Source organism: Kocuria atrinae (assembly GCF_039531425.1).
Lineage (GTDB): Bacteria > Actinomycetota > Actinomycetes > Actinomycetales > Micrococcaceae > Kocuria > Kocuria atrinae.
In genome coordinates this window covers 98,439-114,794 of record NZ_BAAAQA010000001.1, presented here as the reverse complement: position 1 = coordinate 114,794, position 16,356 = coordinate 98,439, and the positions used below count along the sequence as shown (strand labels likewise).

The following is a 16,356-nucleotide window of genomic DNA, read 5'->3' as shown; positions in this document are numbered from 1 at the left end:
CCCGGCTTGACGATGCCAGCCGGTCCGCGACAGAGAAACGTCCCCGGGACTCACGGTCATGGCGTGAATCCCGGGGACTTCTGTGTACCTGGGCGCGGCGGGCGCTTAGTCCAGGTGACGCTCTTCCGGTCCGTCGTACTCGGACAGCGGTCGGATCAGCGAGTTGGCTGCGCGCTGTTCCATGATGTGTGCGGTCCAGCCGGTGATGCGGGCGCACACGAAGATGGGCGTGAACGTGGGAATGTCGAAGCCCATGAGCCAGTACGTGGGACCGGCGGGGTAGTCCAGGTTGGGCTTGATGGACTTGGCTTCGTCCATGGACTTGGCCAGACCGTTGTACAGACCCAGGATTTCCGGGCGATCGTAGTAGTCGAGCATGCGGAACAGTGCGTCCTGCATGGTTGGTACGCGCGAGTCACCGTGCTTGTACACGCGGTGTCCGAAGCCCATGACCTTCTTCTTCTCGGCCAGCGCCTTGTCCATCCATTCCTTGGAGCGCTTCTCGGCCTCTTCGGAGGACTCATCCTTGCGGATGCCCAGTTCCTTGAAGGTGTGCATGACGGCCTCGTTCGCGCCACCGTGCAACGGGCCCTTGAGGGCGCCGATGGCTCCGACCACGGCCGAGTGCAGGTCTGCCAGGGTTGAGGTGATCACGCGGCCGGTGAAGGTCGAGGCGTTGAAGGAGTGCTCGGAGTACAAAATGATGGACACGCGGAAGGCGTCCACGACCTCCGGGGCGGCTTCTTCACCGAAAGCCATCCAGAGGAAGTTCTCCGAGTAGTCCAGATCCTCGCGCGGTTCAACCAGCTCCTCACCGCGACGGCGGCGCTGGTCGTAGCAAACCACGGCGGGCATGACGGCGAACAGTTCCTGCGCCTTGCGCAGCTCGGCCTCGGGAGAGGAATCTTCGGCCTCCGGGTGCTGGGCTCCGATCACGGATGCGGCCGTGCGGCACACGTCCATGGGGTGACAGTCCGTGGGCAGCGCGTCAATGATCTTCTTCAGTTCCGGGGTCAGCGCACGGTTGGCGCGTTCGCGCTTCTTGAAGTCCGCGAGCTCATCCTCGGTGGGCAGCTCCCCGGTCCACAGCAGCAGCGCGACTTCCTCGGGGGAGCACTTGGCGGCCAGCTCCTGCACCGGGTAACCGCGGTACAGCAGCGAGTTGGTCTCGGCGTTGACCTTGGACACAGCGGTGGTGTCGGCGACGACGCCGGCAAGACCCTTGCGAATCTCGGTTTCGGTCATGGTGACCTCCTTGTTCGTGTGTGGTCGATCACTAGAAAGCCTACGACGCCGCTGGGCAGCGGCGTCGTAGGCGGACGATTAGTTACCGGGCGTGCCCGGGACCTCGAAGTTGAACACTCCGGAGTCGAACTGGTTGTACCCGTTGTAATCCACGAGTTCGTACAGGCGCTTGCGGGTGAGCATGTTCTCTACCTCGGCCTGCTGGGTGCCGTCCTCGCGGATGGCGGTCAGCAGACGTTCGATGGCACCCAGTGCCTGACGCTGCAGTGACACGGGATAGATGATCATGGACACCCCGGCGTCCTGCAGTTCCTGCTTGGTGAACAGGTCCGACTTACCGAACTCGGTCATGTTGGCCAGGATGGGCACGTCCAATGCCTCGGCCATCCGCTCGAATTCGGACAGGTCGGCCATGGCCTCCGGGAAAATGACGTCCGCACCGGCGTCGGCAAGTGCCTTGGCGCGGTCGATAGCGGCGTCCAGGCCGTCCACACCGCGAATGTCGGTGCGAGCCATGATCACAAAGTTGTCGTCGCGGCGGGACTCCACGGCTGCCTTGATTCGCTTGGTGGCCGTGGCCGTATCCACCACGTTCTTGCCGTCCAGGTGACCGCAACGCTTGGGGTTGAACTGGTCCTCGATGTGGCAACCGGCCAGGCCGGCGTCCTCGAGTTCCTGTACGGTGCGGGCCACGTTCATGGGCTCACCGAAACCGGTATCGGCGTCGACAAGTGCGGGCAGGTCCGTGGAACGGGCGATCTGACCGGCGCGGGTGGCTACCTCGGTGAGCGTGGTAAGCCCGATGTCGGGCAGACCCAACTCGTTGGCCAGCACGCCACCGGAGATGTACACGCCCTCGAAGCCCTGTTCCTGGATGAGCTTGGTGGACAGCGGGGTGAACGCGCCGGGGAACTGGGCGACCTTGGGGTCGGCCAGGGCCTTGCGGAACGCCACGCGCTTTTCGGCGGGGGTGACTTTCGAATACAGCATGATTTAGAAGATTCCCTTCTGAGCTTTCTCCAGGTCCACGGCCGCCACGATGTTGAGCTGACCCAGTTCACCGGCCTCGAGTTCGGGCAGTCGCTGGACGGCGTCTAGGAAGCGCTCGATCTCCTCCGGTGCCACGAGGCCCTCGGCCAAAGTGCGGAACTTGTTGATGTACTGCTCGCGAGCGAACGGACGTGCGCCCAACGGGTGAGCGTCGGCCACGGCGATCTCGTCCGTGATCACGGTCCCGTCATTGAGGGTGATTTCCACGGAACCGCCGAATGCCTTTTCGGAGATGTCCAAGGAGTGGTAACGGCGGGTCCACTCGGGATCCTCTTCGGTGGTGACTTTGTTCCACAGGGCCACGGTGTCTTCGCGACCGGCGCGCTCCGGAGCGTAGGAGTCCACGTGGTGCCACTCGCCGTCCTGCAGCGCAACGGTGAAGATGTAGGGAATCGAGTGGTCCAAGGTCTCGCGCGAGGCCTTGGGATCGTACTTCTGCGGATCGTTGGCGCCGGAACCGATCACGTAGTGAGTGTGGTGCGAGGTCTTGATCAGGATGGACTTCACGTTGTTCGGGTCCGCGACCTCGGGGTGTTCCTTGTTCAGCTTGCGGGCCAGGTCGATCCAGGCCTGCGCCTGGTACTCCGCGGAGTGTTCCTTGGTGTAGGTGTCCAGGATGGCGCGCTTGGCTTCGCCCTGCTCGGGCAGGGGAACTTCGTAGGAGGCATCGGGGCCGGACAGCAGCCACGCGATCACACCGTCTTCACCTTCGTAGATGGGCGTGGGGGAGGTCTGGCCGCGCATGGCGCGGTCCACGGCCTCGACCGCCATCTTGCCGGCGAATGCCGGAGCGTGTGCCTTCCACGTGGAGATCTCACCCTTGCGGGACTGGCGGGTGGCGGTGGTGGTGTGCAGACCCTGGCCGATGGCCTGGAAGATGGTCTCGGTGTCCAAACCCAACAGGGTGCCGATACCGGCCGCGGCGGAGGGTCCGATGTGGGCGATGTGGTCGATCTTGTGCTCGTGCAGGCAGATGGCCTTGACCAGATCCACCTGGATTTCGTAGCCGGTCGCGATACCGCGAATCAGGTCCTTACCGTTGCTGCCCACGTGCTGAGCCACAGCCAAGATCGGCGGAATGTTGTCGCCGGGGTGGGAGTACTCGGCGGCCAGGAACGTGTCGTGGTAGTCCAGCTCGCGCACGGCCACACCGTTGGCCCATGCGGCCCACTCGGGGGAGACCGGCGCGTTGTTGTCCGGAGCGCCGTACAGCAGGGCACCGTTGCCGGTGAAGCCGGAGCCTTCGGTGACCTTGTGGCCCAGTGCCTGGGTGCGGGCCGAAACAATGGGAGCACGGTTCAGGGAGGCGACTGCCACCGACGCGTTGTCAATGATGCGGTTGATGACCATGTCCACAACCTCGGGATCGACCTCGACCGGGTCGGTGGCCACCTTGGCCAGTTTGTAGGCCAGCTGCTCCTCGCGGGGCAGATTTTCCTTGGACGAGTACGTACGTACGGTGTGCTTGACGGTCACGGGGAGTCCTTCCTCAGATCCGTTACGCGCGGACCGGTCGGCGCCGCGCGGGTGTAGCGGGTGTTGTGGTTACGATGCGGCGGACCGCACCGGCGCCAATTCTTTGGTGTTCAAAGCGTGTTGCAGTGCGTTGCTCAGGTGCACGCGGGTGGTCGCGATGGCCAATGCGGGATCGCCGTCCGCGATGGCCTGGGCAATGCGCTGGTGTTCGACGGCCGCCGATGCCAAGCGCCGCGGGTCGGACTTGGAGAGCTTGCGCACGCGGGCCAGATGCAGCCGAACCCCGGCCTGCGCCTGTCGCAGGAACGGATTCGCGGCGGCCTCGTCGATCGCGGCATCCATGCGCTGGACCAGTTCGTAGTACGAGACGTGATCCGGGTCGTGGTCGTTGTTGAGGCCTTCGACTGCGTGCAGCAGCTCCTCGGCCAAGCCTCGGAAAACTTCCGGGTCACCGCGGCGTGCGGCAAGTTCGGCTGCCCTGCAATCGAGGCTGTCGCGGAATTCGTAGAGCGAACGGACGTCGTCCGCGGAGATGGTCGCGACGACGACGCCGCGGCCGTTGTGCGGTTCGGTCAAGCCGTCCGCCGTGAGACGTGAGAGCGCTTCGCGCACAGGGGTGCGGGAGATACCCAGCCGCTCGGAGAGCTCGACCTCGCCCAGAACTTGTCCGGGCAGCAAGCGCCATTCGACTATGTCTGCGCGCAAAGCTTGGTAAGCGCGTTCCCCAGCTCGCATGACACCTCCTCGTGAATCGCATCGAACACCTCGAGTGTATACACAGAAGGCTTAAATGGGCGAGTCATCCGGGAAATAATCCAAAAATGTGGAAGCTGTGTATACAAACCTATTGAAAGGTGTGACTCACAACACTAGCCTGGAACCAAGGCAATCCAACGAGTCCAACAAAGATGTCGGAGAGATCATGTCCCAGGCTACGTACGCATCCGTTTACGAGAACAGTGTCAACAACCCGGAGCAGTTCTGGCTCGATGCTGCACAGGCCGTTGAGTGGGTCACCCCGCCCACCAAGGCCCTCGACGACTCCAAGGCACCTATCTATCGCTGGTTCCCCGATGCGGAACTGAACACGTGCGCCAACGCGCTGGACCGCCACGTTGAAGCGGGCAACGGGGACCGCACCGCCCTGATCTATGACTCGGCCGTGCTGGATATCCAGGAAGAGATTTCCTACAGCGAGCTGCTGGAACGCGTGCAGCTGTTCGCCGGAGCGCTCGCGGACCAGGGGGTCAAGAAAGGCGACCGCGTTCTCCTCTACATGCCCATGATCGCGGAGTCCGTGGTCGGCATGCTGGCCTGTGCTCGACTGGGCGCCGTTCACTCCGTGGTCTTCGGTGGATTCGCTCCCCGTGAGCTGGCCAGCCGCATTGACGACTCCAAACCCACAGTGATCGTGACGACCTCGGGAGGCGTGGAGCCCAAACGTCGGATCGAGTACATCCCGTCCGTGGAGGAGGCCCTCGAGATCAGCGACCACACGCCGTCGGCGGTGCTGGTCCACGAGCGTGAGGGTTTCGAGAACTCCGTGGCGGACGCGCGCGAACGTGCCGAAGGCGTGGAGAACGCCCCCGCGTGGCTGTCCTGGACCGAGGCTCTGGAAAACGCCGAACCCGCGGACGCGGTAACCGTGGCGGCCACCGATCCGCTCTACATCCTGTACACCTCCGGCACCACCGGTAAGCCCAAGGGCGTGGTGCGCGACAACGGCGGCCACGCGGTGGCGCTGACCTGGTCCATGAAGAACATCTACGACGTGGGCGAGAGCGAGGTCATGTGGACCGCCTCGGACGTTGGGTGGGTTGTGGGCCACTCCTACATCGTCTACGCGCCACTGTTGGTGGGTGCCACCACGGTGCTCTACGAAGGTAAGCCCGTGGGCACGCCGGATGCCGGCGCGTTCTGGAAGCGCGTCAACGATCACGGCGTCAAGGCGCTGTTCACCGCTCCCACCGCCCTGCGTGCGATCCGCAAGGCAGACCCCGAGGGCGATTTCGTCAAGGACTACGACATTTCATCCCTGAAGGCGCTGTTCGTCGCGGGCGAGCGACTCGATCCGGAGACCTATCACTGGGCCGCCAAGGTCCTTGGCGTTCCCGTGATCGACCACTGGTGGCAGACCGAAACCGGGTGGGCTATTTGCTCCAACCCCTTCGGTATCGAGAAGCTGCCGATCGTTGCTGGTTCGCCTACTGTCCCGGTGCCCGGCTACAACGTGGAAATCCTGGATCCCCTGGGTGACCCGGTAGCACAGGGCGAAGAAGGCAATATCGCGGTCAAGCTGCCCCTGCCTCCCGGCACGTTGGCCACCTTGTGGGGTGACGACGACCGCTTCATTTCCTCCTATCTCGAGGCCTTCCCGGGTTACTACGCAACCGGTGACTCAGGCTTCATTGATGAGAACGGCTACGTGTACGTGATGGGTCGTACCGACGACGTGATCAACGTGTCCGGCCACCGCTTGTCCACCGGTCAGATGGAGCAGATCGTGGCCACGCACCCGGATGTTGCCGAGTGCGCGGTGATCGGTGTCAATGATCCGCTCAAGGGTCAGCGGCCCTCCGGGTACGTGGTGCTCAAGACCGGATCCGAGATCAGCGAGGACGAGCTGGCCAAGGACCTGGTCAAGCTGGTGCGTTCCGGGATCGGCCCCGTGGCCGACTTCAAGGACGTGGCCGTGGTGGAAGCACTGCCCAAGACCCGCTCCGGCAAAATCTTGCGCAAGACCATGCGTCAGATGGCCGATGGCGAAAAGTACTCGGTGCCTTCGACCATCGAGGACGATTCAGTCTTGGAGGCGCTGCACTCGATCCTGGCGCCCAAGCAGTAAGCCGGAAAACCATCAAACCGGAATCTGAGTGGCGCTGTCTCCGGATGGCGCCACTCCGATTTTCTGTGTAATGGGCCTTTATGCCGAACCGCTGTGTAGCTGGAGTTTCGCTCGTTCCAATTTAATAGCCTCGTTGCCATGTCCATGAGTCCAGGGATCGGTCGGCTCAATCAACGGTTCTCATGACTTCGGTTGGTTCGCTCCCGCCGGACGGCGGTAGTGTAGTTCGTTGAGACCTGACCAGTGACTTGAGGAAAGCAGGCCGTAGCACGTGAGCAAAGCCAGTGACGAGAGGTTCCCTGAGCTCGATGACCAGTCATCGGGCGCCGTAGGCCCCACCGGCCGTCCGTTGCGCACCTTCCCGGATCCGCCGGAACTCAAGGATCACGGTCCCGCACGCATCATCGCCATGGTGAACCAGAAGGGTGGCGTGGGTAAGACCACGTCCACCATCAACCTGGGTGCCGCGCTCGCGGAGACCGGACGCAAGGTGCTGCTGGTGGATTTCGACCCGCAGGGTGCGCTGTCCGCGGGTTTCGGTTCCAACCCCCACGAGCTGGATCTCACCATTTACAACGTGATGATGGACCGCTCGGTGGACGTGTGGGACGTGGTGCAGGAAACCCACGTGCCCAACGTGGACCTCTTGCCCGCCAACATCGACCTCTCGGCCGCTGAGGTGCAGCTGGTTACGGAGGTCGCCCGCGAACAGGTGCTGTCCTCAGCGCTGCGCAAGGTCGAGGAATACTACGACGTAATCCTCATCGACTGCCAACCGTCCTTGGGCTTGCTGACGGTCAACGCGTTGACGGCTTCGCACGGCGTGATCATCCCGCTGATCTGCGAGTTCTTCGCGTTGCGTGCCGTGGCCCTGCTGGTGGATTCCATTGAAAAGGTCCAGGATCGCCTGAACCCCAAGCTCCAGATCGACGGCGTACTGGCCACCATGTTCGACTCGCGCACCTTGCACTCGCGCGAGGTCATCGCCCGCATCGTGGATGCCTTTGGCGACAAGGTCTTCGACACGGTCATCAAGCGCACCGTGAAGTTCCCGGACGCCACGGTGGCCGCCGAACCGATTCTCAACTTCGCCACGAACCATCCGGGTGCGGAGTCCTACCGCCAGCTCGCACGCGAGCTGATCAGCCGCGGCGGAGCGCCGTGATCACCACCGCCGGCGCCGCTCGCGGCCTGATCTTGCGCGAGGTCACTTCACGAGCATGAGCGTTGTCGCCGAGCTTCCCACGGACTCGGACACCGGTTTCAAGGTGGCCCTGGAAAACTTCCAGGGCCCCTTTGACGTGCTGCTCTCCCTGATCGCCAAGCATGAAATGGACATCACCCACGTGGCGCTGTCCGTGGTCACGGATGAGTTCATCCGCTATGTGAAGGCACTTCAGGAAGAGGGCTCGGTCAAGGCCCTCGATGAGGCCAGTGAGTTCTTGGTAGTCGCGGCGACCCTGCTCGACCTCAAGGCCGCGCGCTTGTTGCCGCGCGGCGAGGTGGAGGACGAATACGACGTCGAACTCCTGGAAGCTCGCGACCTACTGTTCGCGCGGTTGCTGCAGTACAAGGCGTTCAAGGAAGTGGCGGGACAACTCAACCGGCGCTTCGCGGCGGAGTCCGTGCGGATCCCGCGGCAGGTGGACCTGGACCCCGCGGTGACCACCGCGCTGCCGCCACTGAAGTGGACGCTCACCCCCGAACAGTTCGCTCAACTCGCCGTGGTCGCCCTGGACCCCGAACGACACGTGCCGGACGAGGTCAACGTGGAGCACCTGCACGGTGCCGTGGTGCGCGTGGCGGACGAGGCAGAGACCATGGCCGAGATCCTCAAGGACGGCCAGGACCATAGCTTTGCCACCCTGATCTCGGACGCCGACTCCACGTTGGTGATTGTGGTGCGATTCCTGGCGATCCTGGAAATGTTCCGCGACCGCGTGGTGCGGATCCGTCAGGACGAGGTGCTCGGACCGTTGCTCGTGCGCTGGGACGGTCCGGACGACTGGACTTCGGAAGGGCTCAACAGCGAGTACACGGGCGCCGAGATTCCCCTCGAGGGCACCTCAGTCAACGAGGACCACGGCGCGGGGGAATAGCACCTGGCAACGGCGGCCCGGAAAACCTGAAAGAATAAGACACGTCATGGATCGGTGTGAACCGTACCGAAGGAGATGATGTCAGCGTGGTAGACCAACCACACGAACAACCCCCAACCGATATTCACGCGGCCCTCGAAGCCGTACTCATGGTGGCCGCAGCCCCCGTTCGAGAAGAAGAACTCGCCCGCACCCTCAATGTGCCATTGCACGAGGCACGTAGCGGCCTGGAATACCTGAAAGCCGAGTACGACGGCGTGATCGGTCCCACCCCCGCAGCCCCACCGGATGCCCCGAACCTCGGATATGATGGAGGGTCGGCCCCCAGAATGCGAGGTTTTGAACTGCGCCAAGTGGCCGGCGGCTGGCGCATCTACTCACGCAGTGAGTACGCCCAGCTCGTGACCGACTTTGTGGTGGAAGGCAGCAGCTCGCGGTTATCGCAAGCAGCCCTGGAAACCCTTGCCGTGGTGGCCTACTTGCAACCCGTGTCCCGCTCCCGGATCTCAGCGATCCGCGGTGTCAACGTGGACGGCGTGGTGCGGACCTTGGTGCAACGCGGACTGCTCACCGCACACGAACGCGAAGAATCCACGGGTTCCGTGCTCTACTCCACCACCCCCTTGTTCTTGGAAAAGCTGGGCCTCGGTTCACTGGATGAACTACCAGACATCGCCCCGCTGCTCCCCGGAACCGACCAACTTGAAGACTTAGAGGACTGATCACAGCATGGCTCAATCACGAAACAACTCATCCCGCGGCGGTGGCAAGCCCGGCGGCGGCGCTCGCGGACCGCAGGGTCGCGGCAAGGGCTCCAAAGCCGGACCCAAGGGCGGCTTCAAGTCCGGTCCCAAGTCCGGACCCGGCAAGCCCAAGGCATCAGCCGGCAAGAAGGGGCCGCAGAAGCCCCGCGCCTTCGGCGGCGTGGACAAGTACGAGCGCCGCGCTTCGGCGATCAAGGAGCACGGCCCGCACCGGCGGCGTCGTCCCAAGAACCCGCCCGTCGACCGTCTGGAAGCACACGACGAGAACGGTGTGCGCCTGCAGAAGCTCATGGCTCAGGCTGGCGTGGCCTCGCGGCGCGTATGCGAGGAAATGATCCTGGACGGCCGCGTGGAGGTGGACGGCCAGATCGTCAACGAACTGGGTGTGCGCGTGGATCCCGCGCTGCAGAGCGTCCACGTGGACGGCATGCGCATTCAGACCGATGAGAAGCTCGTCTACTACGCATTCAACAAGCCGGCCGGTGTGGTCTCCACCATGGAGGACCCTGACGGCCGCCGCTGCGTGAGCGACTTCCTGGACGTCCGCAAGCACGAGCGCGTGTTCCACGTGGGTCGCCTGGACGTGGAGACCGAGGGTCTGCTGCTGCTCACCAACGACGGCGAACTCACCAACCGCCTGACCCACCCCTCCTACGAGGTGCCCAAGACCTACCTGGTCCAGGTGCACGGTCCCGTGGAGAAGGGCATCGGCAAGCAAATGCGCGAGGGCATCAAGCTCGAGGACGGCATTGCCAAGGTCGATTCGTTCAAGCTGATCGACTCCAAGCCCGGTCACGTGTTGATCGAAGTCGTGTTGCACACCGGCCGTAACCGTATTGTCCGCCGCATGTTCGATTCCGTGGGCCACCCGGTCGAGCGGCTCGCGCGCACTCAGGTGGGCCCGATCGCCATTGGTGATCAGCGCCAGGGTGTGGTGCGCAAGCTGTCGCACACCGAGGTGGGTACCCTGCTCGCATCGGTGGGGATGTAACGGTGGTTCCGGCGATCGTTTCAACCTCCGGACCGGTCCTGGTGATCGGTGCGGGGTTGCTTGGCGCCAGCATCGGCCTGGGCCTCCAACACCTGGGGGTGCGCGTGTACGTGCGCGATGCCTCGCCCACCACGGAAGCCGTGGCCCAGGACATTGGCGCCGGCCAATCCGTGCGTGCCGTCCACGATGCGGGTCAGACGCTGTCCGATCCCGCGCTCGTGGTCGTGGCCGCTCCGCCGGACGTGGTCGCCGAGCTCGTGGTCGAGGCGCTGACCGATTTCCCGGACGCCGTGGTGATCGACATTGCCTCGGTCAAGTCCTCGATTCTCGACGACGTCGCCGCGGCCGGGGCGGATCTGTCCCGCTACGTGGGCACGCACCCCATGGCCGGACGCGAGAAGTCCGGTCCCGTGGCTGCCCGCGGTGAGCTGTTCACCTCCATGCCGTGGGTGATCTGCCCGACCGAAACGACCAGCGCGCGAGCCATCACCACCGCCAAGAACTTGGCCGTGGACCTGGGCGCGACCGTGACCGTGATGGATGCGGCCGAGCACGACGAGACCGTGGCGCTGATTTCTCATCTGCCGCAGGTGATGTCCTCGTTGCTGGCCTCTCGCTTGCAGGACACCCCGTTGCACCACTTGTCCCTGGCGGGACAGGGGCTGCGGGACACCACGCGCATTGCCGGCTCCGATCCGTCTTTGTGGGTGCAGATCCTCTCGGCCAATGCTCGGCCCATCGTGGAGTCCTTGCACGAGGTCCGTACGGATCTGGATCGGCTGATCTCCACCCTGGAGAACCCGATGGCCGGCGGGGCTCGACTGGACATCGCCCAGCTCATGGCCGAAGGCAACTCTGGCCAAGCTCGGATTCCCGGTAAGCACGGTGGCGCACCCAAGGCGTTCGCCACGCTCACCGTGGCCGTGGACGACACCCCGGGCACCATTGCCCGCCTGCTCACCGAGATCGGTGAGGACGGGATCAACCTGGAAGACATGCGCCTTGAGCACTCACCGGGTCAGCCGGTGGGTCTGGTCGTGGTCTCCGTGGATCCCAACCGTCGCGAGGAACTCGTGAACGCTTTGAACGAACGCAACTGGAAGGTGGTGCAGTAATGGACGCACGCGATGAGAACGCCCGATTGGTGGTCGCCATTGATGGGCCTTCCGGTTCCGGAAAGTCCTCCGTGTCCAAGGAAGTGGCGCGTCGTTTCAACCTGGCCTACCTGGACACCGGTGCCATGTACCGCGCCGTGACCTGGTGGTGCTTGCACACGCAGGTCGACTTGAGCGACTCGGACGCCATTGTTGAGGCCACCCGTTCTGTTCCCCTGGACATGGGCACCGACCCCAACGGGGAGCGCATCACCGTGGACGGCCAGGACGTCCGATCCGAGATCCGCGGGGACGACGTGACCAACAACGTGTCCGCGATCGCCACGACCGTTCCGGCTCGTGAGGTGCTGGTAGCTATGCAGCGCCAGATCGTTGCCGATTCCGGTCACCGCATGGTGGCCGAGGGCCGCGACATCACCACCGTGGTCGCCCCGGATGCCACCGTGCGCATTCTGCTGACCGCCTCGGAAGAAGCGCGATTGGCGCGGCGAGGCAAGCAACTGGGCGCGGCGGCGTCGTCGAATTTGAAAGACCAAGTGGTGGGTCGTGACGCCAAGGACTCGACCGTGGTGAACTTCACCGAAGCGCAGGACGGCGTGCACCTGCTGGATTCGTCCGAACTGAGCATGGAGCAGACCGTGCAGGGCGTGATCGATCTGGTGATCCGCACCACCGAAACCATGACCGAACGGGCCGCCGGCCCCGATCAATCCCCGGGCGCCCCCGCCCAGAGTAAGTGAGGTAGCCATGACCGGTTCCGAAGAGAACAAGGTTGACCCGTACGAGCAATCCGTACTGGGCGGTGGCCAGGAAGATATTTCCGAGCGCTTGGCCGCCATTGACGACGACGAGGCAGAGCGCCGCGCCGAGGCCCTGCGCGCGGGCCTGTCCGACTACGAGCTGGACGAGGAAGACGCCGCGCTGCTCGATGAGTGGGACGGCTGGGACGACGAACGCGAAACGCGTCTCCCGGATCCCGTGGTGGCCGTGGTCGGCCGACCCAACGTGGGTAAGTCCACGCTGGTCAACCGCGTGATCGGCCGCCGCGAGGCCGTGGTGGAGGACACCCCGGGCGTGACCCGTGACCGCGTGTCCTACAAGGCCGAATGGTCCGGTAAGAACTTCACGCTGGTGGACACCGGCGGCTGGGAGCACGACGCCAAGGGCATCCACGCCCGCGTGGCCGAGCAGGCCGAGGTGGCCGTGCAGAACGCCGACGCCGTGCTGCTGGTCCTGGACGTGACCGTGGGCGTGACTGCAACCGATGAGGCTGTGGTTTCCATGCTGCGACGCGTGAAGAAGCCGATCATCCTGGTGGCCAACAAGGCCGATTCGCCGCAGCTGCAGATCGCCGCTTCCGAGCTGTGGGCGCTGGGCATGGGGGAGCCTTTCCCGGTATCGTCCTTGCACGGCATGGGCACCGGTGACGCACTGGACGCTCTGGTCAAGGCCCTGCCCGAGCACTCCGAGGTGGCCGAGCCCGAGGTCGAGGGCGGCCCCCGCCGCGTGGCCCTGCTGGGTCGCCCGAACGTGGGCAAGTCCTCGCTGCTGAACAAGATGGCCGGTGAGAACCGTGTGGTTGTGGACGAGCTAGCCGGCACCACTCGTGACCCGGTGGATGAGATCGTGATGCTGGGCGACGAGCCGTGGCGCTTCATCGACACCGCCGGTATCCGCCGCCGCGTGCACCTGCAGCAGGGTGCCGACTTCTACGCGTCCCTGCGCACCCAGTCGGCTCTGGAGCGTGCCGAGGTGGCCGTGGTGCTGCTGGCCGTGGACGAAGTGCTCTCTGAGCAGGATGTGCGCATTCTTCAGATGACCGTGGACTCCGGCCGCGCAGTGGTGCTCGCTTTCAACAAGTGGGACCTGCTGGATGATGAGCGCCGCTTCTACCTGGAGCGCGAGATCGAGCGCGACCTGGCCCACGTAGCTTGGGCCCCGCGCGTGAACATCTCCGCGAAGACCGGCTGGCACAAGGACAAGCTGGTTCCCGCCCTGCACACCGCGTTGGACTCGTGGGATAAGCGCATCCCCACCGGGCGCCTCAACGCGTTCCTGGGCGAGCTCGTGGCCGCTCACCCGCACCCCGTGCGCGGTGGCAAGCAGCCCCGCATCCTCTTCGGTACGCAGGTGTCCTCACGGCCGCCCAAGTTCGTGCTGTTCACCACCGGCTTCCTGGATCCCGGCTACCGCCGCTTCATCCAGCGCCGCCTGCGCGAGACCTTCGGCTTCGAGGGCACGCCCATTGACGTGACCATGCGCGTGCGTGAGAAGCGGCAGCGGAAGAAGTAACGGTTCGCCGGCTTCTCTATTTCTCGACCTCCTGGCCGACGACGACGCCGGGTCGTCCCGTTTCGCACGGGGCGGCCCGGTGTTTCTGTTGCTGGTGTGGCCGCATGGGTGTTGTGCGCGGGGGAGCGAAGTGCACTCTGATCGACGTAAGGACCACGATCCGAGCGCCATCTCAATCTGATCGACCTTACGACCCACAATCCTCGAATCTCGGGTCACAACGTCGATCAGATTCCCGGCTGCTGGGGATCCTGGTCTCAACGTCTATGAACGTGCAGTGCTCTTGCTGCCAGCGTGAACGCGGGCGCACGGAGTGGAGTTCGCGGGCTACGCGGTGGCGATTGCTCGGTCCGGGCCCGTCGATGTGAATTTCGGTCGACGTTGGGGTAATGTATCTCTGGTGTTCGGGACTGGTTCCCAGTACCGAACATGGTCGCGGGCTGTGGCGCAGCTTGGTAGCGCACTTGACTGGGGGTCAAGGGGTCGCAGGTTCAAATCCTGTCAGCCCGACCGAGAGGTCCCGGAAACTCAAGGGTTTCCGGGACTTTTTAGGTTGTGAGATTTGATCCGGTCATCACAAACCCATCTTTTTGACACGCCGAGGCGGCACTCGGGCGACAGCCACCCGGCAGGGCCCCAACCGCCCCGGTTGTGTACGGTCAGCTGCGATGCGCGCCGTGCACCTGTTCGTCATGGACACCGAAGCACAACCCACCCCGTGGGGCCTGGAGCCCCTGATCGATGTCGGCGAGCTGGCCACATATCTGGGCATCCCCGTCTCGACGATCTACGACTGGCGCACCCGAGGCCTCGGCCCGCCCGCGTACCGCTTCGGCAAACACCTGAAGTTCGCCATCTCCGACGTGCGCGTCTGGATCGAACAGCAACGCAACGGCGCCCAGGCTTCCCCGCCCGGCGGGAGGTGACACGATGAGCCGCCCACGCCTCACCATCGGCACCTTCGGTACGATCGGGTTCCAGACCGCGTCGACCGGTCGCGTGACCGCCCGCGCGAGGTATCGCGACTGGGATGGGAAGTCCAGGCTCGTGCAAGCCACCGGTGACACGAAGCGCGCCGCCGAACAACGGTTGAAAGCGAAGCTTGCCGAGCGCACGCTCTACCAGCCCGCAGGTATCGGGCTGACTGCCGACAGTCCGTTCCCCGACCTGGTGGCGTACTGGCTTGAAGATCTCGATCTTGAAGATCGGCTCTCGACCACCACCCGACAGCTGTACGAACGCAACATGCGCACGCTCGTGATGCCCGCGTTCAAAGACCTCACGCTGCGCGAGATCGGCGTGGCACGCTGCGACCACTTCTTGAAGCAGCTTGCGAAGCAAAGCTACAACCGTGCCAAGCAGGCCCGGGTAGCGTTGCGGCTTGCGCTCGGGCTCGCAGTGCGGCACGAGGTGCTGCCGCGCAACCCGATGGATCACGTCTCACGGCTCCGGAAACCCCCGACGACACCGAACGCGCTCACCCCCGCCGAGGTGAACGCCATCCGCACCGCAATCGCGTTCTGGGAGACCGGGCTCTCACCCACCGGACCGAAACCGGATGGGCAACTCGGCGCGATCGTCGAGGTGATGCTCGGCACATCGGCCCGCATCGGAGAGGTGCTTGCGATCCGGCGCCGCGATATCGACATCGTGAGTGCCCCGCCGTCGATTCGCATTAGCGGCACCATCGTCGCGCACCGCGGCGAACCGACCCAGCGGCAGGATCACCCCAAGACCGCAAAGTCCAGGCGTACGGTCGCACTCCCCGCATTCGCTGCCGAGGCGGTGCGGCTCAGGCTTGCCCGCCGCGATGATGCCTCGCTTGATGCGCTGTTGTTCTGTAATCGTGATGGTGGCCCGTTGACGACGAACAACGTGCGCAGGCAGCTGCGGCACGTGCTCGACCTCGCGGGCATCGAGGGCGTCACGCCGCACATGTTTCGTCGCACGGTCGCGACCGCGATCAGTAACGAGGCTGGCGTCGACCTCGCCGCCGAACTACTCGGACACACGGACCCGGCGATCACGGTGCAGCACTATATCCGTCGCAACGAGATGGTGAACCCCGCGACCGCCGAAATGCTCGACCGTGTTTTCGGGAAGGAAGTGTGACCGCAGCGCGGCGTTGATCGGGAGGCAACTTTGACGTAGTTTGGCTCTAAGACGTCGCGCCTGGGATTCGGCATTCAGCCATGATTCGAAAACTTCACGGTCACGCAAATTTCGCGGCGCCGTGACAAGATTCGCAGAATTTGAGGTCCCACCGATTCGGCGGGACCGTTGATCCCGCAAATGGGGCCTCGTGCGGGTTTTGGAACGACGGTTGAGAGTGAGCTTGTCCGTCACTCCCGCAGGCTTGGCCGTCCGGCCCAGGGCTACTTCGAACACGCAAGAGCTTGACCTGGGCATGACAGTCTCCTCCCGCTCGTGCTCATTCCAATGGGTAGGTACACAGCTTCTCCCAGACCCCAGTCACCCG

General features: G+C 64.2%; 14 protein-coding genes and 1 tRNA gene. 11 read left to right on the top strand and 4 right to left on the bottom strand.

The features are described from left to right. Positions 1-105: 105 nt before the first annotated feature. From ABD283_RS00505 to ABD283_RS00490, 4 genes are all read right to left on the bottom strand, one after another. Entirely contained in the window at positions 106-1,245 is a 1,140-nt protein-coding gene (locus ABD283_RS00505) for a bifunctional 2-methylcitrate synthase/citrate synthase (protein WP_315279257.1), read from the bottom strand. 78 nt (positions 1,246-1,323) lie between these two features. Continuing rightward, a complete protein-coding gene (gene prpB / locus ABD283_RS00500) occupies positions 1,324-2,235 on the bottom strand; it encodes a methylisocitrate lyase (RefSeq protein WP_344223120.1) in 912 nt (303 codons plus the stop codon). A gap of 3 nt (positions 2,236-2,238) precedes the next feature. Continuing rightward, positions 2,239-3,771, bottom strand: a complete 1,533-nt coding sequence (locus ABD283_RS00495; RefSeq protein WP_344223119.1) for an MmgE/PrpD family protein — start codon at positions 3,769-3,771, stop codon at positions 2,239-2,241. Positions 3,772-3,840: 69 nt separating this feature from the next. Beyond that, positions 3,841-4,506: a GntR family transcriptional regulator gene (locus ABD283_RS00490; protein ID WP_344223118.1), complete on the bottom strand. Its 666-nt coding sequence runs from the start codon at positions 4,504-4,506 to the stop codon at positions 3,841-3,843. A 187-nt stretch (positions 4,507-4,693) separates the two neighbouring features. Between ABD283_RS00490 and ABD283_RS00485 the strand changes: the two genes are divergently transcribed. From ABD283_RS00485 to ABD283_RS00435, 11 genes are all read left to right on the top strand, one after another. Then, positions 4,694-6,616, top strand: a complete 1,923-nt coding sequence (locus ABD283_RS00485) for a propionyl-CoA synthetase (protein WP_344223117.1) — start codon at positions 4,694-4,696, stop codon at positions 6,614-6,616. Between the two features lie 271 nt (positions 6,617-6,887). Beyond that, the gene (locus ABD283_RS00480; protein ID WP_344223116.1) at positions 6,888-7,781 is read left to right on the top strand and encodes a ParA family protein; all 894 of its coding nucleotides are present in this window, start codon (positions 6,888-6,890) and stop codon (positions 7,779-7,781) included. A 55-nt stretch (positions 7,782-7,836) separates the two neighbouring features. Continuing rightward, on the top strand, positions 7,837-8,715 hold the full coding sequence (locus tag ABD283_RS00475; protein WP_095798348.1) for a segregation and condensation protein A: 879 nt from the start codon (positions 7,837-7,839) through the stop codon (positions 8,713-8,715). An 86-nt stretch (positions 8,716-8,801) separates the two neighbouring features. After that, positions 8,802-9,437, top strand: coding sequence for an SMC-Scp complex subunit ScpB (scpB, locus tag ABD283_RS00470; protein WP_095798450.1), 636 nt, complete (start codon positions 8,802-8,804; stop codon positions 9,435-9,437). Positions 9,438-9,444: 7 nt separating this feature from the next. Beyond that, positions 9,445-10,470 carry a pseudouridine synthase gene (locus tag ABD283_RS00465; protein ID WP_344223115.1) on the top strand — a complete coding sequence of 342 codons (1,026 nt, stop codon included), beginning with the start codon at positions 9,445-9,447 and terminating at the stop codon, positions 10,468-10,470. Positions 10,471-10,472: 2 nt separating this feature from the next. Continuing rightward, positions 10,473-11,585 carry a prephenate dehydrogenase gene (locus tag ABD283_RS00460; RefSeq protein ID WP_344223114.1) on the top strand — a complete coding sequence of 371 codons (1,113 nt, stop codon included), beginning with the start codon at positions 10,473-10,475 and terminating at the stop codon, positions 11,583-11,585. Continuing rightward, positions 11,585-12,325 carry a (d)CMP kinase gene (cmk, locus tag ABD283_RS00455; RefSeq protein ID WP_344223112.1) on the top strand — a complete coding sequence of 247 codons (741 nt, stop codon included), beginning with the start codon at positions 11,585-11,587 and terminating at the stop codon, positions 12,323-12,325. The genes ABD283_RS00460 and cmk overlap by 1 nt, the downstream gene beginning before the upstream one ends. Before the next feature lie 7 nt (positions 12,326-12,332). Then, positions 12,333-13,877, top strand: a complete 1,545-nt coding sequence (gene der, locus ABD283_RS00450) for a ribosome biogenesis GTPase Der (RefSeq protein ID WP_344223111.1) — start codon at positions 12,333-12,335, stop codon at positions 13,875-13,877. Positions 13,878-14,313: 436 nt separating this feature from the next. Further along, positions 14,314-14,387, top strand: a tRNA-Pro gene (locus ABD283_RS00445). A 158-nt stretch (positions 14,388-14,545) separates the two neighbouring features. Then, entirely contained in the window at positions 14,546-14,803 is a 258-nt protein-coding gene (locus ABD283_RS00440) for a helix-turn-helix domain-containing protein (protein WP_425552776.1), read from the top strand. Between the two features lie 4 nt (positions 14,804-14,807). Continuing rightward, entirely contained in the window at positions 14,808-15,989 is a 1,182-nt protein-coding gene (locus ABD283_RS00435) for a tyrosine-type recombinase/integrase (protein WP_344223108.1), read from the top strand. Positions 15,990-16,356: the final 367 nt, after the last annotated feature.